The sequence below is a fragment of the Massilia sp. CCM 8734 genome (genome assembly GCF_011682155.1).
Lineage (GTDB): Bacteria > Pseudomonadota > Gammaproteobacteria > Burkholderiales > Burkholderiaceae_D > Telluria_A > Telluria_A rubra.
This window is the reverse complement of record NZ_WHJI01000006.1, coordinates 133,936-156,507: the sequence shown is the minus strand read 5'-3', so window position 1 is coordinate 156,507 and position 22,572 is coordinate 133,936. Positions and strand designations below refer to the sequence as shown.

Genomic DNA, 22,572 nt, shown 5'->3' with positions numbered 1-22,572 from the left:
CGTCAAAGTTTCGTGTAATTGTAGCGTCGCTAGCGCGATGCGGGACTTACATTTCCCGGCGCGTCGCCGGCCAGCCCGCCGAAGCGCTGGAAGAAGCCGGCATCAAGCTGCGGCACGCTGTCATCTTCGCGCCGCAAGGTCGCCATGATGTGCGCTTCGGCGAGCGCGTATGTACGCGCATACAGCGCGCGCGCCAGTTCGTAGGCGCTGCTGCCGGGCCAGGGGTTGGGCAGCAGTTCGATCGGCAGCATCGGGTCGTGCAGCTGCACGCGGCGGTACGCGTGGACCAGCAGGGTGCGGATCACGAAGGCTTGCTCGGGTGCGAGCGCGTCAGCGCTGCTCAAGAGCTCCAGCAAAGGCCCGAAGCGCTCGATGAAGTGGCTATAGCCGTTGACCACGCCCGACAAATCCCAGCCATCGTGCACCAGGTCCTGCAGCGGGCGGCTCGACACGCCCGGCAGCGCGCTGGCGCGGCACACGAACAGCTTGTCCTTCACGCCCACGCGCGCCAGCAGTTCTTCGAGCACGCCGGCATCGCTGGCCGGGTGCCCGAACATGCCCGGCGCGATCATGGCGTAACCTTCCCACAGCATTTCCTTGCGCAGCAGCGCGCGCTCGGGCGCGTCGATATTGCCGGCGCCGGACAGCACCAGGGTCCAGTTGCCGTCCCAGTGCGCGGCCAGTGGCGCGTAAATACGCCGGTTGGCGCGCTCGAAGCGGGGCAGGGCCTGCGGCAGGATGGCGTAGGAACTGCGGCGCCCGTCGCGGTTGGCCACCAGCCAGCCTTCCTGCGCCAGCCGGAATACGCTGGTGCGCAGCAGGCGGTCGTTGACCCCGAAAGGCGCCAGCAGTTCGATCAGGCTGCCCAGCCAGATGGCGCCGCCGTGCGGGGCGATGGCGTCGCCGAACATCGTCATCACAAGCGACTTGGAACGGGGCGGATCGCTGGCGAGAAACTCGGCGATCCATGCTGTGCTGGTAAGTTGTTTCATGGATGCATGGTCTGGCGCGGTGGGGGTGATTGTCAAGCAAAGCAGCCGTTTACTTTACCGCGAGTTGGGCGCAGCATGGTTTTTGCCATCGAGTTAGGCTTAACGAGATACGGATATACAATACGACTCAATTAAACTGTGTACATCTGATTTTACGTATCGTATTATCACTTGATCGCCTTTGCAATGGGAGAAGCACCATGTACGCACAACTCGTAGAAACCGGCCTCAAGAAAGTCCAGGGCGCCGAGGACATGGATGAGCAGGAGCGCGAGTTCCAGGCGCGCATCGATGCCGGCGTCAAGATCGAAGCCAAGGACTGGATGCCCGAGGCCTACCGCAAGACCCTGATCCGCCAGATCTCCCAGCACGCGCACTCCGAAATCGTCGGTCAACTTCCCGAAGGCAACTGGGTCACGCGCGCCCCCACGCTCAAGCGCAAGTCGATCCTGCTGGCCAAGATCCAGGACGAGGCCGGGCACGGGCTGTATTTATATAGTGCGGCCGAAACCCTGGGCGTGTCGCGCGACGAGCTGCTGGCCGCCCTCCATTCGGGAAAGGCCAAGTATTCGAGCATTTTCAATTACCCGACCCTGTCGTGGGCCGACATGGGCGCCATCGGCTGGCTGGTGGACGGCTCGGCCATCATCAACCAGATCCCGCTGTGCCGCTGTTCGTACGGTCCGTACGCGCGCGCCATGATCCGCGTCTGCAAGGAAGAATCGTTCCATGCGCGCCAGGGCTACGACATCATGATGAGCCTTGCCCAAGGCACGCCCGAGCAAAAGGCGATGGCGCAAGATGCGCTCAATCGCTGGTGGTGGCCGTCGCTGATGATGTTCGGCCCGTCCGACGCCGAATCGGTCAACAGCGCGCAGTCGGCGCAGTGGCGCATCAAATTGTTCTCGAACGACGAACTGCGCCAGCGCATGGTCGACCAGACCGTGCCCCAGGCCGAGTACCTGGGCTTGACCGTGCCCGATCCCGACCTGAAGTTCAACGCCGACACCGGCCACTACGAATTCGGCGAGATCGACTGGAGCGAGTTCCAGAACGTCTTGAAGGGCAACGGCCCGTGCAACCGCGAGCGCCTGCGCACCCGCGTCAAGGCGTATGAAGACGGCGCCTGGTTCCGCGATGCGCTGGTCGCCTACGCCGACAAGAAATCCGCACGCGCAGCGGCGTAATCAAGAACCACACCGGAGAACAACATGAGTAAAGAATGGCCCCTGTGGGAAGTCTTCATCCGCAGCCAGCACGGCCTGGCGCACAAGCACGTGGGCAGCCTGCACGCGTCCGACGCCGAAATGGCGGTCAATAACGCGCGCGACGTCTACACGCGCCGCAACGAAGGCGTGTCGATCTGGGTCGTGCGCGCCGCCGACATCGTCGCCAGCAGCCCGGGCGACAAGTCGGCCCTGTTCGAGCCGTCCAACAGCAAAGTCTATCGCCACCCGACCTTCTTCCCGATGCCGGAAGAAGTCAAGAACCTGTGAGCGTGCCAGTGACCGACGCCGTGAACAATAAAATCGCATACCTGCTGCGCCAGGGCGACAACGCCCTGATCCTGTCGCAGCAGTTGTCCAAACTGTGCGGCAAAGGGCCTGCGCTCGAAGAAGACATGGCGCTCACCAACGTCGCCCTCGACCTGCTCGGCCAGACCCGCATGTGGCTCACCTACGCCGGCGAACTGGAAGGGAGCGGCCGCGGCGAAGACCAACTTGCCTTCCTGCGCGACGTCCACGAACTGCGCTGCTGCCTGATCGTCGAACAGCCCAACGGGAACTACGCCGACACCATGGTGCGCCAGTTCTACTTCGACACCTGGCACTACTTCCTGATGCTTGGCCTGACCACCTCAAGCGATGCGCGCATCGCCGAGATCGCCGAAAAATCGCTCAAGGAAGTCACCTACCACCTGCGCCGCAGCGGTGACCTGATCGTGCGCATGGGCGACGGCACGCCGGACAGCCACGCCAAAACCCAGGCCGCCGTCAACGAACTGTGGATGTACAGCGGCGAGATGTTCCTTTACGACGACATCGACAACGCCATGGTGGAAGAGGGCGTCGCCCCCGCCGCCGAAGGCTTGCGCGCGGCCTTTGTTGAACACGTGTCCGAGATCTTTGCCGAAGCCACGTTGACGATGCCCGATCCGGCGGCCTGGATGCAGCGCGGCGGCAAAACCGGCCGCCACAGCGAACACCTGGGTTTCATCCTGGCCGAGATGCAGTTCCTGCAGCGCTCCTACCCCGGGGCCGAGTGGTAATGAGCACGCAGCCGGCCAGCACGGAACAGGTTTGGGCCTGGCTGGGCGAGGTCAGCGACCCCGAGATCCCGGTGATCTCGGTGGTGGACCTGGGCATCGTGCGCGCCGTCGAATGGGAAGACACCACCTGCGTCGTCACCATCACGCCGACCTATTCCGGCTGCCCCGCGATGACGGTGATCGCCGACTCGGTGAAGGGCGCGCTGCACGGCCACGGCGTGCTTGATGTGCGGCTGGTGAACCAGCTTTCGCCCGCGTGGACCACCGACTGGATGAGCGAGGCCGGCAAGGCCGCCCTGAAAGGCTACGGCATTGCGCCGCCGGCGCAGCAGGTCATCGACATCAGCGGCCTGCACGCGGGCGTCAAGCGCGTCGCCATGCCGAAGCTGGTCGTCATCTGCCCCAATTGCGGCTCCAGCCACACGGAGCTGACCAGCCAATTCGGCTCGACGCCGTGCAAGGCGCTCTACAAATGCCTGGACTGCCGCGAACCGTTCGATTATTTCAAGTGCCATTGAGTTATCACTAAGGCTGTTATGAGCAAATTCTATCCCCTGACCGTCGCCAAGGTGCGCAACGAAACGCGCGACACCATCGCCGTCACCTTCGCCGTGCCGGACGAACTGGCCGCGAGCTTCGCCTACCAGCAGGGCCAGCACCTGACCTTGCGAGCCCTGATCGGCGACGAAGACGTGCGCCGCTCGTATTCCATCTGTTCGGCGGTGCAGGACGGGACGCTGCGCGTGGCCATCAAGCGCACCCAGGGCGGTCTGTTTTCGAGCTGGGCCAATGAACACCTGAAGGCCGGCGCGGTGCTCGACGTGATGCCGCCGATGGGGCACTTCAACGTGCCGCTGGCGCTTGAGAACGCGCGCCACTACGTCGCCTTTGCGGCCGGCAGCGGCATCACGCCGATCCTGTCGATCATCAAGACGACCTTGCTCAGCGAGCCGAAAAGCCGCTTTACGCTGTTCTACGGGAACCGCGCCTCGTCGTCGGTGATCTTCAAGGAAGAACTGACCGACCTCAAAGACAGCTACATGGAGCGCCTCAACCTGGCCTACGTGATGAGCCGCGAACAGCAGGACATTGAGCTGTTCAACGGCCGCATCACCAAAGAAAAGGTCGAGCAGTTCATCAAGCACTGGATTCGCATCGAGGATCTCGACATCGCCTTCATCTGCGGCCCGGAAGACATGATGCACGGCGTCTCGGCGGCGTTGCAGGAAGCCGGCATGCCCAAGCAGAATATCAAGGTCGAGCTGTTCGCCGCCAGCATCCCGAAGCACCAGCACAAGGCGCGCCAGTTCGACGCGCTGGTGCGCAACGAGACCGAGGTGACCGTCATCCTGGACGGCAACCACACCAGCTTCACGATGGACAAGGACAAGGAATCGATCCTCGACGCCGGCCTGCGCGCCGGGATCGACATGCGCTACTCGTGCAAGGGCGGCGTGTGCTCGACCTGCCGCTGCAAACTGGTCGACGGCAAGGTCGACATGGACGTGAACTACGCGCTGGAAGACTACGAAATCGCGCGCGGTTTCGTCTTGAGCTGCCAGAGCTTCCCGGTGACAGACAAGGTGGTCGTCGATTTCGACCAGGCCGAATAATCCAACTCACAACGCATTACACAACCCCAGGACGCGCCATGAACTACGAAAACATCACGTTCCAGGTCGAACGCGGCATCGCCACCCTGACCCTGAACCGCCCCGACAAGCTCAATAGCTTCACCCAGGCGATGCACCTGGAGGTGCGCTCGGCGCTGGCCGCCGTGCAGGCCGATCCCACCGTGCGCGTGCTGCTGCTTACCGGCGCCGGGCGCGGTTTTTGCGCCGGCCAGGACTTGTCGGACCGCGCGGTCGAACCGGGCGCCGAAGGCGTGGACCTGGGCCACTCGGTCGAAACTTACTACGCGCCGCTGGTCATGACCCTGCGTTCGCTGCCGATGCCGGTCATCTGCGCCGTCAACGGCGTGGCCGCCGGCGCGGGCGCCAACCTGGCGCTGGCCTGCGACATCGTCCTGGCCGCCAAGTCGGCCTGCTTCGTCGAAGTATTCTGCAAACTGGGTTTGATTCCCGACACGGGCGGCACCTGGCACCTTCCGCGCCTGGTCGGCCACGCGCGCGCCATGGGCATGGCCATGTTGGGCGAAAAAATCCCGGCCGAACTGGCCGAGCAATGGGGCCTGATCTGGAAGTGCGTGCCCGATACCGCCCTGATGGAGGACGCGGTGGCCATGGCCGAACACTTCGCGGTGGCGCCAACCAAAGGCCTGGCCTTCACCAAGCGCGCCATCCAGGCCAGCTACGCCAACAGCCTGCCCGAACAACTCAAGCTCGAAGGCGAGATGATGCGCGAACTCGGTTACAGCCACGATTACCGCGAGGGCGTGAGCGCCTTTATCGAGAAGCGCACGCCGCACTTCATGGGAGAATGAGCATGGCAGCACTGGAACAAGGCAGCATCGTCGCCGTCATCGGCAGTGGCGCCATGGGCGCCGGCATCGCGCAGGTAGCGGCCGCCGCCGGCTACCCGGTCAAGCTGTTCGACACGCGCCCGGGCGCGGTCGACAAGGCGATTGCCGATATCGGCAAGGTGTACACCACCCTGGTCGAAAAAGGCCGCATGAGCGGCGAGGCGGCGATTGCCGCGCGCGCCCGCCTGCACAGCGTGGCCACGCTGAAAGAAGTCGATGACGCCGCCCTGGTGGTCGAAGCCATCGTCGAAAACCTCGATGTCAAGCGCATGCTGTTTGCCGACCTCGAAAACGTGGTTGGCGACGACTGCATTTTTGCCACCAATACCTCGTCGATTTCGGTCACGGCGATCGCCGCGCCGCTGCGCCGCCCGCAACGCCTGGTCGGCATGCACTTCTTTAACCCGGTGCCGCTGATGGCGCTGGTGGAAGTGATCAGCGGCCTGGCCACCGATCCGGCGGTGGCCGACACGGTGTACGCCACCGCGGCGGCCTGGGGCAAGAACCCGGTGCACGCCAGGTCGACGCCCGGCTTCATCGTCAATCGCGTGGCGCGCCCGTTCTACGCCGAAGGCCTGCGCCTGCTGCAAGAGCAGGCAGCAAGCGCCGCCACGCTCGACGCGGTCATGCGCGACTGCGGCGGGTTTCGCATGGGGCCCTTCGAGCTGATGGACCTGATCGGCCATGACGTCAATTTCTCGGTCACGCAATCGGTGTTCAACGCCTACTTTGGCGATCCGCGCTTTACGCCATCGGTGCTGCAGCAAGAGATGGTCAACGCCGGCTTCTTCGGCCGAAAATCGGGCCGTGGCTTTTACCAGTACGGCGAGGGTGCGGCCAAGGCGACGGCCAGCCAGGAAGCGGCGCAAGTGCGCCCGGAAGTGGTCAGCATCAGCATCGACGCCGACGTTCTTGACACCGTAACGCAGCCGCTCGAACAGCGCCTTGCCACCGCCGGTTTTACGGTTGGCCACCGCAAGCCGCTCGAGCATGCGGGCGAAAACGAAGCGCCCGCGTTCCACTGCAACGGCGCCGCCATTTTCCTGACCGACGGGCGCAGCGCCACCGAGCGCGCCAGCGCCAATCACCATCCCGACACGGTGCTGTTCGACCTCGCGCTCGATTACGGCAAGGCGACCCGCATCGCGCTGGCGCGCGCGGACCAGTGCAGCGAGGCGGCGTACAGCGCGGCGGTCGGCCTGTTCCAGGCGGCCGGCTTTGCGGTCACGCGCCTGGACGACGTGCCGGGCATGGCGGTCATGCGCACGGTGGCCATGCTCGCCAACGAAGCGGCCGACGCGGTCAACCAGGGCGTGTGTACTGCGCCGGCGGTCGACATTGCGATGCAAAAGGGCGTCAACTACCCGCGCGGGCCGCTGGCGTGGGCCAGTGCGGTCGGCATTCCACACATCGTGACGGTGCTCGCCAACCTGGCCGCCGCGTATGGAGAAGACCGTTACCGCGTCTCGCCACTGCTGCGCCGCAAACTCGCCAATGGAAGCGGCTTCTGACCCATGCAGATTGACACTCAAGCGCTGGCCGAACTGGCCGGCAAAACCATGTTCGAGCGCGATCCGGCCAGCCGGGCGCTCGGCATGCTGCTCGCCGAAATCCGTCCCGGCTACGCGCGCATGACGATGCCGGTGCGGCGCGATATGCTCAACGGCCACCAGACCTGCCACGGCGGCTACATCTTCATGCTGGCCGACAGCGCCTTTGCCTTCGCCTGCAATTCGCACAACCTCAACACCGTGGGCGCGGGCTGCACCATCGACTACCTGTCGCCGGGGCGCGAAGGCGACCTCTTGATGGCTGTCGCGATCGAGCAGGCGTTGTCGGGCAAAACCGGCGTCTACGACATCATCGTCACCAACCAGGACGGCCGCACGGTCGCCCTGTTCCGGGGCAAATCGCATCGCGTGACGGGCAACGTGGCGGAACTGCCCCAATAAGGAGGAACACCATGGTCCAACGCACACCAGTCCCCGCCGACCTGGAGCCGATCGAACGCGCCAGCCGCGACGAACTGCAAGCCTTGCAGCTCGAACGCATGCAATGGTCGCTGAAGCATGCGTATGAGAACGTGCCGCACTACCGCGCCGCGTTCGACGCCGCCGGCGTGCATCCGGACGACCTGCGCACCCTGGCGGACCTGGCCAGGTTCCCGTTCACCGACAAGAAAACCCTGCGCGACAATTATCCCTTCGGCCTGTTTGCGGTCCCGCGCGAGAAGGTGGTGCGCATCCACGCTTCGTCCGGCACCACCGGCAAGGCCACCGTGGTGGGCTACACGCAAAACGACATCGATACCTGGGCCGGCGTGGTGGCGCGCTCGATCCGCGCCGCCGGCGGGCGCGCCGGCGACATGGTGCATATCGCGTACGGCTACGGCCTGTTCACCGGCGGCCTCGGTGCGCATTACGGCGCCGAGCGCCTGGGCTGCACCGTGATTCCGATGTCGGGCGGGCAGACCGAAAAGCAGGTGCAGCTGATCTGCGACTTCAAGCCCGAGATCATCATGGTCACGCCCTCGTACATGTTGAACATCATCGAAGAATTCACGCGCCAGGGCTTGGACCCGGCGGCGTCCTCGCTCAAGGTCGGCATCTTCGGGGCCGAGCCGTGGACCGATGGCATGCGCAGCGAGATCGAACAGCGCGCCGGCATCGACGCGGTCGACATCTACGGCCTGTCCGAAGTGATGGGGCCAGGCGTAGCGAGCGAATGCATCGAGAGCAAGGACGGCCCGGTGGTCTGGGAAGACCATTTCTACCCCGAAGTGATCGATCCGGACACCGGCGAAGTGCTGCCCGACGGTTCGGAGGGCGAACTGGTATTGACCTCGCTGACCAAGGAAGCGCTGCCGATCATCCGCTACCGCACGCGCGACCTGACGCGCCTGTTGCCGCCGACCTCGCGCGCCATGCGCCGCATGGGGAAAATCAACGGCCGCTCCGACGACATGCTGATCATCCGTGGCGTGAACGTGTTCCCCAGCCAGATCGAAGAACTGATCCTGCAGATGCCGCTGCTGGCGCCCCATTACCAGCTGGTGGTCTCGCGCGACGGCCACCTGGACAAGCTCGATGTGCTGGCCGAACTGCGCGATGCATCGCAGTCGCAGGACGCCGTAGCGGCGCTGGCGCGCGACCTCGAACACCGCATCAAGACTTACGTGGGCGTGACCACGCGGGTGAACCTGCTGCCGGCCAACGGCATCGAGCGCACCCTGACCGGCAAGGCCCGGCGCGTGATCGACCAGCGTCCAAAATCGCATTGACTCAACGACATGACCCGGGAGCACCTGTGAACAAACCGACCGACGCCTTTATCTGCGACGCCATCCGCACCCCGTTCGGCCGCTACGGCGGTTCCTTGTCGGGCGTGCGCGCCGACGACCTGGCGGCGCTGCCGATCGCCGCCCTGATCGCGCGCAATCCCGGCGTCGACTGGACGGCCGTGGACGACCTGTATTTCGGCTGCGCCAACCAGGCCGGCGAAGACAACCGCAACGTCGCCCGCATGGCCGCGCTGCTGGCCGGCCTGCCGCCGGAAGTCCCGGCCAGCACCATCAACCGCCTGTGCGGCTCCAGCCTGGACGCGGTCGGCATCGCCGCGCGCGCCATCAAGGCCGGCGAAGCGAACCTGATCATCGCCGGCGGCGTGGAAAGCATGACGCGCGCGCCTTTCGTCATGGGCAAGGCCGACAGCGCGTTCTCGCGCGTTGCCAAAATCGAAGACACGACCATGGGCTGGCGCTTCATCAACCCGCTCATGAAGGCCCAATACGGCATCGACTCGATGCCCGAAACAGCCGAAAACGTGGCAAAGGAATTTGGCATCAGCCGCGCCGACCAGGATGCGTTTGCCCTGCGCAGCCAGCAGCGCTGGGCCGCCGCCCACGCCGCCGGCGTGTTCAGGGATGAAATCGTCCCGGTATCGCTGCCCCAGAAGAAGGGCGAGCCGCGCGTGTTCGACACCGACGAGCATCCGCGTCCCGACACCAGCATCGAGATGCTGGCCAAACTCAAGGGCGTGGTCACCCCAAGCGGCACCGTCACCGCCGGTAACGCCTCGGGCATCAATGACGGCGCCTGCGCCATCCTGATCGCCTCCGGCAGCGCCGCAGCACGCTTTGGCCTCACGCCGCGCGCGCGCATCGTCGGCATGGCCCTGGCCGGCCTGGAACCGCGCATCATGGGCTTTGGCCCGTCGCCGGCCACCAAAAAAGTGCTGGCGATGACGGGATTGAGCATCGGCCAGATGGATGTGATCGAGTTGAACGAAGCGTTCGCCGCGCAGGGCCTGGCGGTCACGCGCGACCTGGGCCTGGCCGACGATGCCGCCCACGTCAACCCGAACGGCGGGGCGATCGCCATCGGCCACCCGCTGGGCGCGTCCGGCGCGCGCCTGGTGCTGGCGGCCGTCAACCAGCTGCACCGCACGGGCGGGCGCTATGCGCTGTGCACGATGTGCATCGGCGTCGGGCAGGGCATTGCCCTGGTCGTCGAAAAAGGTTAAGGTGCGCGCCATGGTCAAGGTCTACGCAATCAATGGCGTCACGCCGGTGGTGCATCCCACCGCGTACGTGCATCCGAGCGCGGTGCTGATCGGCGACGTGATCGTCGGCCCGCGCTGCTACGTCGGCCCGCTGGTTTCGATGCGCGGCGACTTTGGCCGGCTGGTCCTGGAAGAAGGCGCCAACCTGCAAGACACCTGCGTCATGCACGGCTTTCCCGGCGAGGACACGGTAGTCGAAGTCGATGGCCACATCGGCCACGGCGCCGTGCTGCACGGCTGCCGCATCAAGCGCAACGCCATGGTCGGCATGAACGCCGTCGTGATGGACCGCGCCGTGGTGGGCGAGGAATCGATTGTCGCCGCCATGAGTTTCGTCAAGGCCGGCATGATCATCCCGCCGCGCAGCATGGTCATGGGCACGCCGGCGCGTATCATGCGCGAACTGACGGACCAGGAAGTCAAATGGAAAAGCTTCGGCACGAAGCAGTACCACGACCTGGCGGTGCGCTCGATGGAGACCATGCGCGAAGTGGAGGCTCTGACTGAAGTCGAGCCTAACCGCGCGCGCATCGACCTTGGCCCGGACCCGCACGCCCCCAAAGAACAGAAAGAGAACTAGGAGAAGACACCATGCAAACCATATCGACCCTGCAAAGCCTGATCGGCGGGCGCTGGCTCGGCGCCGAAGCGTCGGTGCCGCTGCACAGCGCACTCAATAACAGCCTGATTTACCACACCCACGCCGAAAAAATCGACTTCGACGAGGCAGTCACCTACGCGCGCAGCACCGGCGTGCCAGCCCTGATGTCGCTCGACTTCCAGAAGCGCGCCGCCTGCCTCAAGGCGCTGGCGCTGTACCTGATGGAGCGCAAGGAAGAGCTGTACGCGATTTCGCACCTGACCGGCGCGACCCGCCCGGACAGCTGGGTCGATATCGAAGGCGGCATCGGCACCCTGTTCGCCTACGCCAGCATGGGCAGCCGCGAACTCCCGTCGAGCAACGTGCTGCACGAAGGCCCGGCGCTCGCGCTGGGCAAGAACGGCGGTTTTGCCGGCACCCACATTTTGGTGCCGCGCGGCGGGCTGGCGGTGCACATCAACGCCTTCAACTTCCCGATCTGGGGCCTGCTCGAAAAATTCGCACCGAGTTTTCTCGCGGCGATGCCGTGCATCGGTAAACCCGCCACCGCCACCAGCTACCTGACCGAAGCCGTGGTACGGATGATGCACGAGTCAGGCCTGTTGCCGGCCGGCGCGCTGCAACTGGTCATCGGCAGCACCGGCGACCTGCTCGACCGCCTCACCGGCGCCGACGTGGTCACCTTTACCGGTTCGGCCGATACCGCCGCCAAGCTGCGCGTGAACAAAAACCTGATCGCCCATTCGGTGCCGTTTACCGCCGAAGCCGATTCGCTCAACTGCGCCATTTTGGGCCCGGACGTCACGCCCGACGATGTGGAGTTCGACCTGTTCGTCAAGGAAGTCGCGCGCGAGATGACCGGCAAGGCCGGCCAGAAGTGCACCGCGATCCGCCGCATCATCGTACCAAAGCAGCATGTGGAAGCGGTCGGCGAGCGCCTGCGCGAGCGCCTGGCGAAAATCGTCGTGGGCGACCCGTCGGTGAAAGAGGTGCGCATGGGCGCACTGGCGTCGATGGACCAGCACCGCGATGTGAGTGAGCGGGTCGAACTGCTCGCGCGCGGCAACGAGATTTTGTTCGGTGCCAAGGATGGCTTCAATCCGGTGGGCGAGGGCGCGGCCAATGGCGCCTTCTTCTCGCCGACCCTGCTGCTGTGCCGCGACGGCATGAACAACGACGCCGTGCATGACATCGAAGCCTTCGGCCCGGTCAGCACGATGATGACCTATTCCGATCTGGACGAAGCGCTGGCGCTGGCCGCGCGCGGCAAGGGAAGCCTGGTCAGCACGCTGGTGACCAAGGATACGGCGATTGCGGCGCGTGCGGTGCCGGTGGCGGCGGCCTCGCACGGGCGCGTGCTGGTGCTCGAGCGCGAAGCGGCGGTCGATTCGACCGGTCACGGTTCGCCGCTGCCGCAGTTGAAGCACGGCGGTCCGGGTCGCGCCGGTGGTGGCGAGGAGCTCGGCGGCATCCGCGCGGTGCGTCACTTCCTGCAGCGCGCCGCGGTGCAGGGATCGCCCACCATGCTGGCCGCGATCACGGGCGAGTACGTGCGTGGCGCGGCCGTGCGCGAGGGTGACGTGCACCCGTTCCGCAAGTATTTCGAGGAACTGCAGATGGGCGACTCGCTGCTCACGCACCGGCGCACGGTGAGCGAGGCCGATATCGTCAACTTCGGCGGCATCTCGGGCGACTATTTCTACATGCACTTCGACGAGATCGCGGCCAAGGATTCGCAGTTCGGCAAGCGCATCGCGCACGGCTACTTTGTACTGTCGGCGGCGGCGGGCTTGTTCGTCTCGCCCGCGCCGGGACCGGTGCTGGCCAATTACGGGCTGGATAATCTGCGCTTCATTACGCCGGTGGCGATTGGCGACACCATCCGCGCACGGTTGACGTGCAAGCGCAAGGTGGACCGCAACCGCACCGATGACAAGGGCGTGGGGCAGGGCGTGGTGGCGTGGGATGTGCAGGTCACCAACCAGCATGACGAGCTGGTGGCCAGTTACGATATTTTGACGCTGGTGATGAAGAAGGGGTGATCGGAGCCAATCCGTCATTCCCGCGGAGGCGGGAATCCAATTTCGTTGCTAAACGACGGTGCCTTGGATTCCCGCCTCCGCGGGAATGACGGAACATATGTCCGTGGTGCAGGCGAGCAGCTTCGTCCGCTCACTTCAAGCGATTATACAAACCCCATATTGCGCGTACTCGCGTTGTAATTCCCCAAATTCGGCAGCAAGGCCAGCAACTCGCTGTTCGACACCCCCAGCCACGCGCCCATGGTGGCCGCGAACTGGTCCACCGACGTGGTCGGCAGCAAGCGTCCCTGGCCTACATCATCCGGGCCGCCATTGGCCACGATCGGCGCAATGCCGTAAAAGCGCTTGCCCTTGACCGCCCCGCCCATCACAAAATGCATGCTTCCCCAGCCGTGATCCGAGCCGTCGGCATTGCCCGCCATGGTGCGCCCGAAGTCCGACGCGGTGAACGTGGTGACCTTGTCGGCCAAGCCCAACTCCACGGTGGCCGCATAAAACGCCGCCATCGCGTCCCCCAGCTTGGTCATCAGGACCGGATGGTTGGTGCCCATGCCGTCGTGCGTGTCGAAGCCGCCCATGGACACGAAAAACACTTGCCGCTTCGCCCCCAGGGTCGGGCCGGCGGCGATCATGCGCGCCACCAGTTTCAACTGGTCGCCCAGGTTGTTGCCGGTCGGGAACGCGGTTTTCGGCGCCGGCGTCGAGGTCAAGGCCCCGGTCAGCACTTCATTGGCTTCGATCGAGCGCTTGCTGATGCGGTTGTATTCGTTTTCCAGCACATTGCTGCGCTGCTGCGTCATCAGTGTGCGCAGTGCCGTCGAGGCCGCCGCCGAACTGAACAGCGAACCCTTCAGCCCCGTCAGCGGCACCGATCCACTGGTCGACACCTGATATTGCACAGCATTGTTGCCCGACAAGAAAACCGCGTTACTCGACACATTGATGCAGGTAAAGGTCGAGTGCGTGTTGCTGGCCTGGAACAGGTCGCCGATGCGACCTCCCCAGCCGGAGGTGGCGCCTTCCGGCGACGACGACGACTGGAACACCGATTGCTGGTCGTTGTGTGAAAACAGTTTCGGCGGCAAGCGGACGGTCTTCTGGGTGAACTGGAGCTTGGTGGTCGGCTGCACCAGGTTGCCCACGTTCAGGATCACGGCCAGCTTGCCGTCGTTAAACAACGGCACCAGCGGCGCCAGGTTGGGCGCCAGCGCGTACTGGTGCTGGAAACCGGCCGAATCGACCGGTACCACGGTCGGGGTCAGCGCGGTGGCGGCCAGTGCGGCGCGGCTGTGCGCAAAATTGGGACGGTAGGACTGGTACAGCGCGTGACTGCCGGCATCGTAGGGCGTGACGGTGTTGGCGTAGTCGTTGCCGCCGTACAGAAACACGCACACCAGCGCCTTGTAGTCGGTGGCCGTAGCCGCGCTCGCCTCGGACATGGCGGCGATGTTGATCGCCCACGGCGCGGCCACGCCGGCGACCGACAGGGCGGAAGCGCGTTGCAGAAAGGCGCGGCGCGATGCATTGGTTCCATTTTTGTTGTGCATGGCTGCTCCTATTTCTGAACGATAAATTCGGGTGAGGCAAGCACCAGCACCAGGGCGGCGTAGATGCGGTTCAGGCGCTGCGCCTGGGTGGTTTTCGGAATCGAATCGATCCCGCCCTTGATCAGGTTGAGCGTGGCCGGCGTCAGTTGCCCGGCCGCCAGCAGCAGGTTCAGCTCGTTGACCAGGTTGTCGGACACCTCCGCCAGCGGCAGCAAGGCGCTGTAGTCGGCCTTGACGTCGCCCACGCCCCGGCTGACCACGCCCTGCATGTAGTTGACATAGCCGACCACGGTCGATTCATTGGTGATCTGGAATTCTGGCGCCACCATGCGCGCGTTGGCAATGGCGCTGTTGGGTGGCACGTAGCCGGGACGGAAGAAATTGAATACCGTGCCGGAGCGGCCGGGGCTCTGTCCGAGGCGCGTGCCGGGGTCGGATGTGTTGCCGATCGCCCAGGCGTCCGATGGCGAACCGGCCTTGAACGCGCGCGCCCACGCGGTAAAGCGCAGCAGCGGCTCGCGCAGCTTGCCGAAGTTGGGATCGCTCAAGTGCTTGGGGTTGCGCGCCTCGTCGTCGAGCAGGATGGCGGAGACGACCTTGGCCAGGTTGCCCTTGACCCCTTTGCCATCGTTGTTGAACACGGCGACGACCCGGCTCACGTAGGCGGGCGACGGGTTGCTCGTAACCAGGCGCTGGATCAACTGGCGGCCGATGAATGGGGCCACATTGGCATGGCCGAAGATGATGTCGAGCGCGCGGGTCAGGCTGGTCAGGCCGTCGGTGCCGGCGGGAATGCTGCTTCCCAAGAAGCTCTTGGGGCCGGATTCGTGGCGGTTGGCCGAGACGGTCATTGGACGGCGCTTGTAGTCCGGCGAATTCATGTCGCCGCCGGCCAGGTCGTAGCCCCAGCCGGTGAACACGCGCGCCAGGCCGGTGATGTCTTCCAGGGTATAGGTTTCCTGCTGCAGCCCGCTGCTGAGCTTGGGCGTGCCGTCGTTGTTCAGCTGGACCAGGCCGATGGTAAACAACTGCATGACTTCGCGCGCATAGTTTTCGTCGGGCAGGGCGCCGGTGCTGGTATTGAGCTTGACGTTGCCTCGGTAGGTCAGGTATTCGCCCATCGCCGCGCTCAGCGAAACTTGCTGGAGCAGGGTGCGATAGTTGCCGAAGGCGTGGGACTCGAGCAAGTCCATGTGCGCGACGCCGGAAAAATTGCTCCAGCTGGCGCTGAAACCGGTGATCGACGCCACCACGATTTCGGACAGCGCCAGGGTGACGCGCTGGCGCAAGGTGTCGGGCGAGCTGATCATCTTGCGCCAGAAGGCCGCATCGTGGCCGTTTTCGGTGTTCTTGAGGTCGGACGTGTTGAATTTTTTGCCGACCAGGTAATCCCAGCGCGATTCGCCGCGCGGCATGGCCATCTGCTCGTTGATCCAGCCGGCGTAGCCGAGTTGCTGCACCTGGGCAATTTGCTCGCGCGTGGCTCCCATCGAGGCCTGGGCCAGGAAGCGCGAGGCTTCGGCGGGGGTGATTTTTGCGACGACCGGCGTGGGGGTTGGGGTCGGGGTCGGGGTTTGCGTCGGCGTCGGCGTTGGGGTTGGCGTCGGCGTCGGCGTTGGCGTTGGGGCCGGCGTTGGGGCCGGCGTCGGGGCCGGCGTCGGGGCCGGCGTCGGGGTCGGCGTTGGCGCGGTCGGGGTCGGCGCAGTCGGGAGGTCCGGGGTCGGCGTCATTGGCATCGTCACGTCCGGGGTCGGCGTTATCGGCGTCATTGGCGTCGTCACGTCCGGCATCGTCATGTCCGGGACCGTCATGTCCGGTGTCGGCACGGTCGGCGTCGGTGCGGGACCGGCCGTGCCTGGCACTGGGGTCGGCGCCGTCGGGAACGGCGTTGGCACAGCCGGTGTCGGCACGATGACCGGCGGGGCCGATACCCCCGTGGGAATCGCGGAGCTTTCACCGCCGCCACCGCAGCCTGCCAGCACGGCGCCGGAGAGGAGGGCGGTGGTCGTCGTGGCCAGCCTGACACCCGAAATCGATTCATCGCCAGCAACATCAAGCTGGATGGTTGACATGATTACGTCGAGATCGACGCCAGCGTCATCCTCGACACCTGCGTCGAATAGTTGTTGCTCTTGCATGAATTTGTTCCCGGTGTGTCCACGACCACAGATAATAGGTGATTAGTGGAAACAAATAAACGTCGTGTTTTGTTTATTTTGTAACAAGCGTGTGATTTTCACCTTGTTTGCAACACTGTTTCGGGCTTTTAGGTGTAAAGGCGTTGGTATATGAATATGACGGTTCATCAGCCGCCTTGCACAAATTGAATCATTGGGCGCCGGACCGGGCGGCGCCCATGACGCTGTTCAGCGGCTGGGGCCGAACGGATCGTCGATCGAGTGCGCCGGTTCGGTGAACCACTTCGGTCCCGTGGCAGTCATGTAAAAGTGGTCTTCATGGCGCACGCCGAACTCGCCGGGGATGCAGATCATCGGTTCGTTCGAAAAGCACATGCCCACGGCGAGCGGTGTGCTGTCGCTGCCGACCAGGTAGGGCCACTCGTGGATATCCATGCCGATGCCGTGGCCGGTGCGGTGCGGCAGGCCTGGCAGCTTGTAGCCGGGACCGAAGCCGTTCGATTCGAGCGAGGCGCGCGCGGCGGCATCGACCTCGCGGCACGGCACGCCCAGTTGCGCCGCACCGAAGGCGGCCAGCTGCGCCGCCTTCTCGGCATTCCACACAAAGCGCTGGCGCTCGCTGATCTCGCCGAACACATAGGTGCGGGTGATGTCCGAAATGTAGCCATGCACCTGGCAGCCGGTATCGATCAGCACCACGTCGCCCGCTTTCAGGGTTTGCGCATAACTGACGCCGTGCGGATACGCGGTCGCCTCGCCGAACAGCACGATGCAAAAGTACGATCCCGGCGCCCCCACCTTGCGGTGCGCACGCGCGATAAAGTCGCTCACCTCCACCGTGGTGATCCCTTCGTGCAGGATGCTGGCGGCGGCCTTGTGCACTTCCAGGGTCATGTCCTTCACACGCTGCATCAGCGCGATTTCGGCGGGCGACTTGCGCGCGCGGCAGAAGGCCGTGACGCTCTTGGCGTTTTCCAGCGCGTAGCCGGCGGCCAGCGGGGCAATACCGTCGGCGATGAAGAACGCGGCGCTCTCGCAGATGCCGATGCGCGGCGGACGCGCCGGATCCGGCTTGACGCCCATGCGCCCCAGCACGTCGATGAACAACTGGTAGGGACTCTCGTGCTCCTCCCAGCAATTGACCTTGCCCTTGACCAGCATGAAGTCGGTCAGCGAGCCTTCCTCGAACACCGGTGCGATGTATTCGAGCGCGCCGACGGCCGGCAAAATGGCGCCGACCATGCGTTCGCTGGCATACCACTTGGTGCCGGTGAAGTAGCGCATGTTGGTGCCGGCGTTGAGGAGCACCGCGCAGATGCCCTGTTCCACCATGAAGGCCTGGGCGCGGGCGATGCGCTCTTCGTGTTCCTGCTGGCCGATCGGGGCCATGCCGCCGGTCATGTCGGACAAGGCGGCCAGCGCCTCGTCCATGGTTTTACCGCCGATGTTCAATGCGTTCATTGTGCTCATTTCTTTTTCGCGTCTGCGTCGCTGTCGGTTGAAAAATTCAGTTCCGGCGTGCTGTCTTCATCCGTCTTGCCGGCGTCGCCGGACGGCAGTTGCAGCGGTTCGGCTTCGCCGGTCGGAGCGTCGATCTTCAGTTCGATCGATTCGTTCATGTCGACCTTTTTCTCGACCGAGACCAGGTGCGGGAACATGATGATGAGGGCGACCATGATCACCTGGATCACCACGAACGGGATCGCGCCCCAATAGATATCGGACGTCTTGACCTCTTTCGGCGCTACCGATCGTAAATAGAACAGCGCGAAACCGAACGGCGGATGCATGAAGGAGGTCTGCATATTCACGCCCAGCAGCACGCCGAACCAGATCAGGTCGATGCCCAGCTTGTTGGCCACCGGACCGACCAGCGGCACCAGGATGAAGGCCAGCTCGAAGAAGTCGAGGAAGAAGGCCAGGATGAAGAACATGACGTTGACCACGACCAGGAAGCCGGTCACCCCGCCCGGAAGGCTGGTCAGCAGGTGCTCGACCCACAGGTCGCCGTCCACGCCGCGAAACACCAGCGCAAACACGGTCGAACCGATCAGGATGAACATGACGAAGCACGACAGGCGCGTGGTCGAGTTCATGGCTTGCTTGAGCAAACTCCACGACAGGCGCCCGTTGAGCATCGCCAGCAGGATGGCGCCCATCGCGCCCATGCCGCCGCCTTCGGTCGGGGTGGCGATGCCGACGAAAATCGTGCCCAGCACCAGGAAGATCAGCGCCAGCGGCGGCACCAGCACGAATACCACTTTTTCGGCCATGCGCGAGAGCAGGCCGAGTTTGAACTTGCGGTTCGCCAGTGCGAACGCGAAGGCCAGCGCCACGCCGGCCGACGCGGCGTACACGCCCAGTTCATCCTTGCCCAGTTGCGGGTGGCTGGCGCCCCAGACCCAGGCGAAGGCATACGACACGGCGACCGTGCCGATCACCATCAACAGCAACGACGTTGCGCCGCTGTCGCCGTTCGGCTCGCTCAGGTTGCGCGCTTCGGGCGGCAGCGCCGGCACATGGTGCGGCTTGAAGATCGACACGGCCAGCACATAGCCGGCATACATCGCGGTGAGCATCAGGCCGGGGATGAAAGCGGCCTTGTACATGTCGCCCACCGATTTGCCCAGCTGGTCGGCCATCACGATCAGCACCAGCGAGGGCGGGATGATCTGGGCCAGGGTGCCGGAAGCGGCGATTACGCCGGACGCGAGGCGCTTGTCGTACCCGTAGCGCAGCATCACCGGCAGCGAAATGAGGCCCATCGAAATGACCGATGCGGCCACCACGCCGGTGGTCGCGGCCAGCAGGGCGCCGACGAAAATGACGGCATACGCCACCCCGCCGCGAATCGGCCCGAATAGCTGGCCGATGGTGTCGAGCAGGTCCTCCGCCATCCCCGACCTTTCCAGGATCAGTCCCATGAAGGTAAAGAAGGGGATCGCCAGCAGGTTTTCGCTGGCCATGATGCCGAAGATCCGGTTGGGCAGGGCCTGCAGCAGTTCTGGTTTGAGCAAACCGAGCTCGATGCCGACCAGGCCGAAAAACAGGCCGTTGGCGGCCAGCGAAAATGCGACCGGAAAACCGGACAGCAAGAAGATGACCAGCGCCCCAAACATGATGGGCGCCAGGTTGGCGATGATGAATTGTTCCATGTGTCCCTGACCGAAGTGGCTGTGTGCTGGATTGAAGCTTTAACCTTGCTGCTTTAACCGGATTAACCGATGTTATTGGCGGCCTTGATTGCGTCGATCTCGTCCTGCGGCGTGGTGACCTGCTTGGAGAACGAGCTGGCGTCGATGCGTCCGGCCAGGTAGGCGATGCGCTTCATGATTTCGGACAGGCCTTGCAGGATAATCAGCGCAAAGGCGACCGGAATGAGCAGTTTGGCGGGCCACACGATCAGGCCACCGGCGTTGCTCGACATTTCGCCGCTCTCGATCGAGATGCGCGCGAAGGGAATGCTGTACCAGAGGATCAGCAGCGAGACGGGCAGCAGGAACAGCAGGAAGCCGAGGATGTCGATCCAGACCTGGGTGCGTTTCGAAAAACGCCCGACGATGACGTCGATGCGCACATGCTCGTCGCGCTTGAGCGTGTAGGCCGAGGCCAGCATGAACATGGCGCCATACAGGTACCACTGGATTTCGAGCCAGGAATTCGAGCTGGTATGGAAGATATAGCGGATCAGGGCATTGCCGGCGCAGATGATCACTGCGGCCAGCAAGGCCCAGCTGACGACGCTGGCGATCTTCTCGTTGAGAGTATCGATCGCGCGCGACAGCACGACAAAAAGTGACATGAGCATGGTGCTGTTATCTCCGGTAGTTTTAAACAATAAGTTCAAAAACAAGCACAGTCGCCGGCGTCTTGCGCGCCGGTCGGATTAAATACTGCCCACTGCCAGTGCGGCTACCCCGCCAGCTGGGCGCGCACGCGGGCGATCGCGGCGCGCACCTGGCGCGGCGCGGTGCCGCCCACATGGTCGCGCGCCGCCACCGAGCCTTCCAGGGTCAGCACCGCGAACACGTCCTCGCCGATCAGGCTTGAGAATGCGCGCAGCTGGTCCAGCGACATCTCGGCCAGGTCGCATTTGAGGTCGTCGCAGGCCCGCACGGCGCGCGCCACGGCTTCGTGGGCGTCGCGGAACGGCAAGCCTTTTTTGACCAGGTAGTCGGCCAGGTCGGTCGCGGTGGCGTAGCCCTGCAGGGCGGCGGCGCGCATGTTTTCCGGCTTGACCGTGATCCCGCCGGCCATGTCGGCAAAAATGCGCAGGGTGTCGACCAGGGTGTCGACGGTGTCGAACAGCGGCTCTTTGTCTTCCTGGTTGTCCTTGTTGTAGGCCAGCGGCTGGCCTTTCATCAGGGTCAGGAGGCTCGTCAAGTGGCCGTAGACACGGCCGGTTTTACCGCGCGCCAGTTCCGGCACGTCCGGATTTTTCTTTTGCGGCATGATCGACGAACCCGTGCAGAAGCGGTCGGCGATGTCGATGAAGCCGACCCGTGGACTCATCCAGATCACCAGTTCTTCGGACATGCGCGAGATGTGCGTCATGACCAGGGCGCCGGCGGCGCAGAACTCGATCGCGAAATCGCGGTCCGAGACGGCGTCGAGCGAATTGTGGCAAACGTCGTCGAAGCCGAGCGTGCGGGCGACCCGTTCGCGGTCGATCGGGAAGGTGGTGCCGGCCAGTGCGGCGGCGCCCAGCGGCAGGCGGTTGACGCGCTTGCGGGCGTCCTGCATGCGTTCGACGTCGCGCCCGAACATCTCGACGTAGGCCAGCATGTGGTGGCCGAAGGTGATCGGCTGGGCCACCTGCATGTGGGTAAAGCCGGGCATGATGGTGTCGGCGTTCTGTTCCGCCAGGTCGGTGAGGGCGGCGCGCAGGCCGTTCAGCAGCACCACGATGTCGTCGATGGCGGTGCGTACGTACAGGCGGATGTCGGTCGCCACCTGGTCGTTGCGCGAGCGGCCCGTGTGCAGGCGCTTGCCGGCGTCGCCAACCAGTTCGGTCAGGCGTTTTTCGATATTCAGGTGAACGTCTTCCAGGTCGAGCAGCCATTCGAAGCTGCCGGCCTCGATTTCGCCCTTGATCTGGGCCATGCCGCGTTCGATTTCGGCGCGGTCTTCGGCGCTGATGATCTGTTGGGCGGCCAGCATTTCGGCGTGCGCGAGCGAGCCTTGGATATCGAACAGGGCCAGGCGTTTATCGAAAAAGACGGAAGCGGTGTAGCGTTTGACGAGGTCGGAGACGGGTTCCGAAAAGCGCGCCGACCAGGCTTCGCCCTTCTTTGAAAGTTGTGCTGTCATGTGAATAGTTCCTTTACGTTACCTGATTATAAACAAGGAAAGCGGGCTGCGGGCAATTCCTGTTGGGGGTTGTATGGGTGTTCCGAATTCGCGCGCGGGCCTTGCGCTCGCGGCGAACGAAGGTAGAATTGTTTCTTTTCACGGGATGCGTCCAGCCATGTCCAATTTACAGATCAGTACCGACCGCTCGCAGCTCGATGTTCCGATGATTTATCGCTTTCTGAGCGAGCAGTCGACGTGGGCGGTCGGCATTTCACGCCCGGTGGTCGAGCGTGCGATCGAAAATTCCCTGTGTTTCGGGGGCTACGTGGATGGCCGCCAGGTGGCGTTTGCGCGAGTGGTTACCGATTTTGCGACTTTTGGTAATTTGGTGGATGTCTTTGTGATTCCCGAATACCGCGGGCGCGGATTCAGCAAAGAGATCATGAAGGCGGTGCTGGCGCATCCGAGTTTGAAGGGCTTGCGCAGATTGACGCTGGCGACGGGGGACGCGCATGCCTTGTATGCGCAGTTCGGGTTTACCCCGCCGCAGCGGCCGGAGTCGCTGATGGAGCGGTATTTCCCGAATATCTACGTGAGCTGAACCCCGTCATTCCCGGCCTCGGCGGCCCCTTTGGCGGGAATCCATAGC

Annotated in this window: 20 protein-coding genes; 13 read left to right on the top strand and 7 right to left on the bottom strand. The window is 64.2% G+C overall.

All coding sequences use genetic code 11. The annotated features are described in order from the left end of the window. Window positions 1-29: 29 nt before the first annotated feature. The gene (gene paaX / locus F2P46_RS08215; RefSeq protein WP_166887356.1) at window positions 30-992 is read right to left on the bottom strand and encodes a phenylacetic acid degradation operon negative regulatory protein PaaX; all 963 of its coding nucleotides are present in this window, start codon (window positions 990-992) and stop codon (window positions 30-32) included. A gap of 200 nt (window positions 993-1,192) precedes the next feature. On the opposite strand from paaX, the gene paaA reads away from it, so the two are divergent. From paaA to paaZ, 12 genes are read left to right on the top strand one after another with little or no spacing between them, the layout of a single operon-like run. Beyond that, a complete protein-coding gene (gene paaA / locus F2P46_RS08210; protein ID WP_166887353.1) occupies window positions 1,193-2,179 on the top strand; it encodes a 1,2-phenylacetyl-CoA epoxidase subunit PaaA in 987 nt (328 codons plus the stop codon). Between the two features lie 24 nt (window positions 2,180-2,203). Further along, window positions 2,204-2,488 carry a 1,2-phenylacetyl-CoA epoxidase subunit PaaB gene (gene paaB / locus F2P46_RS08205; RefSeq protein WP_054268390.1) on the top strand — a complete coding sequence of 95 codons (285 nt, stop codon included), beginning with the start codon at window positions 2,204-2,206 and terminating at the stop codon, window positions 2,486-2,488. 20 nt (window positions 2,489-2,508) lie between these two features. Next, window positions 2,509-3,261, top strand: a complete 753-nt coding sequence (gene paaC / locus F2P46_RS08200) for a 1,2-phenylacetyl-CoA epoxidase subunit PaaC (RefSeq protein ID WP_166887350.1) — start codon at window positions 2,509-2,511, stop codon at window positions 3,259-3,261. After that, window positions 3,261-3,779 carry a 1,2-phenylacetyl-CoA epoxidase subunit PaaD gene (gene paaD, locus F2P46_RS08195; protein ID WP_166887347.1) on the top strand — a complete coding sequence of 173 codons (519 nt, stop codon included), beginning with the start codon at window positions 3,261-3,263 and terminating at the stop codon, window positions 3,777-3,779. The genes paaC and paaD overlap by 1 nt, the downstream gene beginning before the upstream one ends. Before the next feature lie 18 nt (window positions 3,780-3,797). After that, complete coding sequence (gene paaE, locus F2P46_RS08190) at window positions 3,798-4,874, top strand: 1,2-phenylacetyl-CoA epoxidase subunit PaaE (protein ID WP_166887344.1); 1,077 nt, start codon at window positions 3,798-3,800, stop codon at window positions 4,872-4,874. Between the two features lie 38 nt (window positions 4,875-4,912). Next, window positions 4,913-5,704 carry a 2-(1,2-epoxy-1,2-dihydrophenyl)acetyl-CoA isomerase PaaG gene (gene paaG, locus F2P46_RS08185; protein WP_166887341.1) on the top strand — a complete coding sequence of 264 codons (792 nt, stop codon included), beginning with the start codon at window positions 4,913-4,915 and terminating at the stop codon, window positions 5,702-5,704. 2 nt (window positions 5,705-5,706) lie between these two features. Continuing rightward, entirely contained in the window at window positions 5,707-7,254 is a 1,548-nt protein-coding gene (gene paaH / locus F2P46_RS08180) for a 3-hydroxyacyl-CoA dehydrogenase PaaH (protein WP_166887338.1), read from the top strand. A gap of 3 nt (window positions 7,255-7,257) precedes the next feature. After that, window positions 7,258-7,695, top strand: a complete 438-nt coding sequence (gene paaI, locus F2P46_RS08175; protein WP_166887335.1) for a hydroxyphenylacetyl-CoA thioesterase PaaI — start codon at window positions 7,258-7,260, stop codon at window positions 7,693-7,695. An 11-nt stretch (window positions 7,696-7,706) separates the two neighbouring features. Continuing rightward, window positions 7,707-9,023: a phenylacetate--CoA ligase PaaK gene (paaK, locus tag F2P46_RS08170; RefSeq protein WP_166887333.1), complete on the top strand. Its 1,317-nt coding sequence runs from the start codon at window positions 7,707-7,709 to the stop codon at window positions 9,021-9,023. A 26-nt stretch (window positions 9,024-9,049) separates the two neighbouring features. Continuing rightward, window positions 9,050-10,264, top strand: a complete 1,215-nt coding sequence (pcaF, locus tag F2P46_RS08165) for a 3-oxoadipyl-CoA thiolase (protein WP_166887330.1) — start codon at window positions 9,050-9,052, stop codon at window positions 10,262-10,264. 10 nt (window positions 10,265-10,274) lie between these two features. Then, complete coding sequence (paaY, locus tag F2P46_RS08160) at window positions 10,275-10,883, top strand: phenylacetic acid degradation protein PaaY (RefSeq protein ID WP_166887327.1); 609 nt, start codon at window positions 10,275-10,277, stop codon at window positions 10,881-10,883. 11 nt (window positions 10,884-10,894) lie between these two features. Continuing rightward, the gene (gene paaZ / locus F2P46_RS08155) at window positions 10,895-12,946 is read left to right on the top strand and encodes a phenylacetic acid degradation bifunctional protein PaaZ (RefSeq protein WP_166887324.1); all 2,052 of its coding nucleotides are present in this window, start codon (window positions 10,895-10,897) and stop codon (window positions 12,944-12,946) included. 143 nt (window positions 12,947-13,089) lie between these two features. Here the strand turns inward: paaZ and F2P46_RS08150 are convergent, their stop codons facing one another. The 6 genes from F2P46_RS08150 to argH form a co-directional block, all read right to left on the bottom strand. Next, window positions 13,090-14,493 (bottom strand): DUF1501 domain-containing protein, encoded by a 1,404-nt coding sequence (locus F2P46_RS08150; RefSeq protein WP_229509161.1) that lies wholly within the window; start codon window positions 14,491-14,493, stop codon window positions 13,090-13,092. Window positions 14,494-14,501: 8 nt separating this feature from the next. After that, the gene (locus tag F2P46_RS08145) at window positions 14,502-16,631 is read right to left on the bottom strand and encodes a DUF1800 domain-containing protein (protein WP_229509160.1); all 2,130 of its coding nucleotides are present in this window, start codon (window positions 16,629-16,631) and stop codon (window positions 14,502-14,504) included. Between the two features lie 228 nt (window positions 16,632-16,859). Beyond that, the gene (locus F2P46_RS08140; RefSeq protein WP_306667676.1) at window positions 16,860-18,101 is read right to left on the bottom strand and encodes a Xaa-Pro peptidase family protein; all 1,242 of its coding nucleotides are present in this window, start codon (window positions 18,099-18,101) and stop codon (window positions 16,860-16,862) included. After that, a complete protein-coding gene (locus F2P46_RS08135; protein ID WP_166887321.1) occupies window positions 18,098-19,786 on the bottom strand; it encodes a TRAP transporter large permease subunit in 1,689 nt (562 codons plus the stop codon). Before F2P46_RS08135 ends, F2P46_RS08140 begins: the two co-directional genes overlap by 4 nt. Before the next feature lie 62 nt (window positions 19,787-19,848). After that, window positions 19,849-20,433, bottom strand: coding sequence for a TRAP transporter small permease subunit (locus F2P46_RS08130; protein ID WP_166887593.1), 585 nt, complete (start codon window positions 20,431-20,433; stop codon window positions 19,849-19,851). Window positions 20,434-20,543: 110 nt separating this feature from the next. Then, on the bottom strand, window positions 20,544-21,941 hold the full coding sequence (gene argH / locus F2P46_RS08125; protein ID WP_166887318.1) for an argininosuccinate lyase: 1,398 nt from the start codon (window positions 21,939-21,941) through the stop codon (window positions 20,544-20,546). Window positions 21,942-22,086: 145 nt separating this feature from the next. Between argH and F2P46_RS08120 the strand changes: the two genes are divergently transcribed. Further along, the gene (locus F2P46_RS08120; protein WP_208296550.1) at window positions 22,087-22,524 is read left to right on the top strand and encodes a GNAT family N-acetyltransferase; all 438 of its coding nucleotides are present in this window, start codon (window positions 22,087-22,089) and stop codon (window positions 22,522-22,524) included. Window positions 22,525-22,572: the final 48 nt, after the last annotated feature.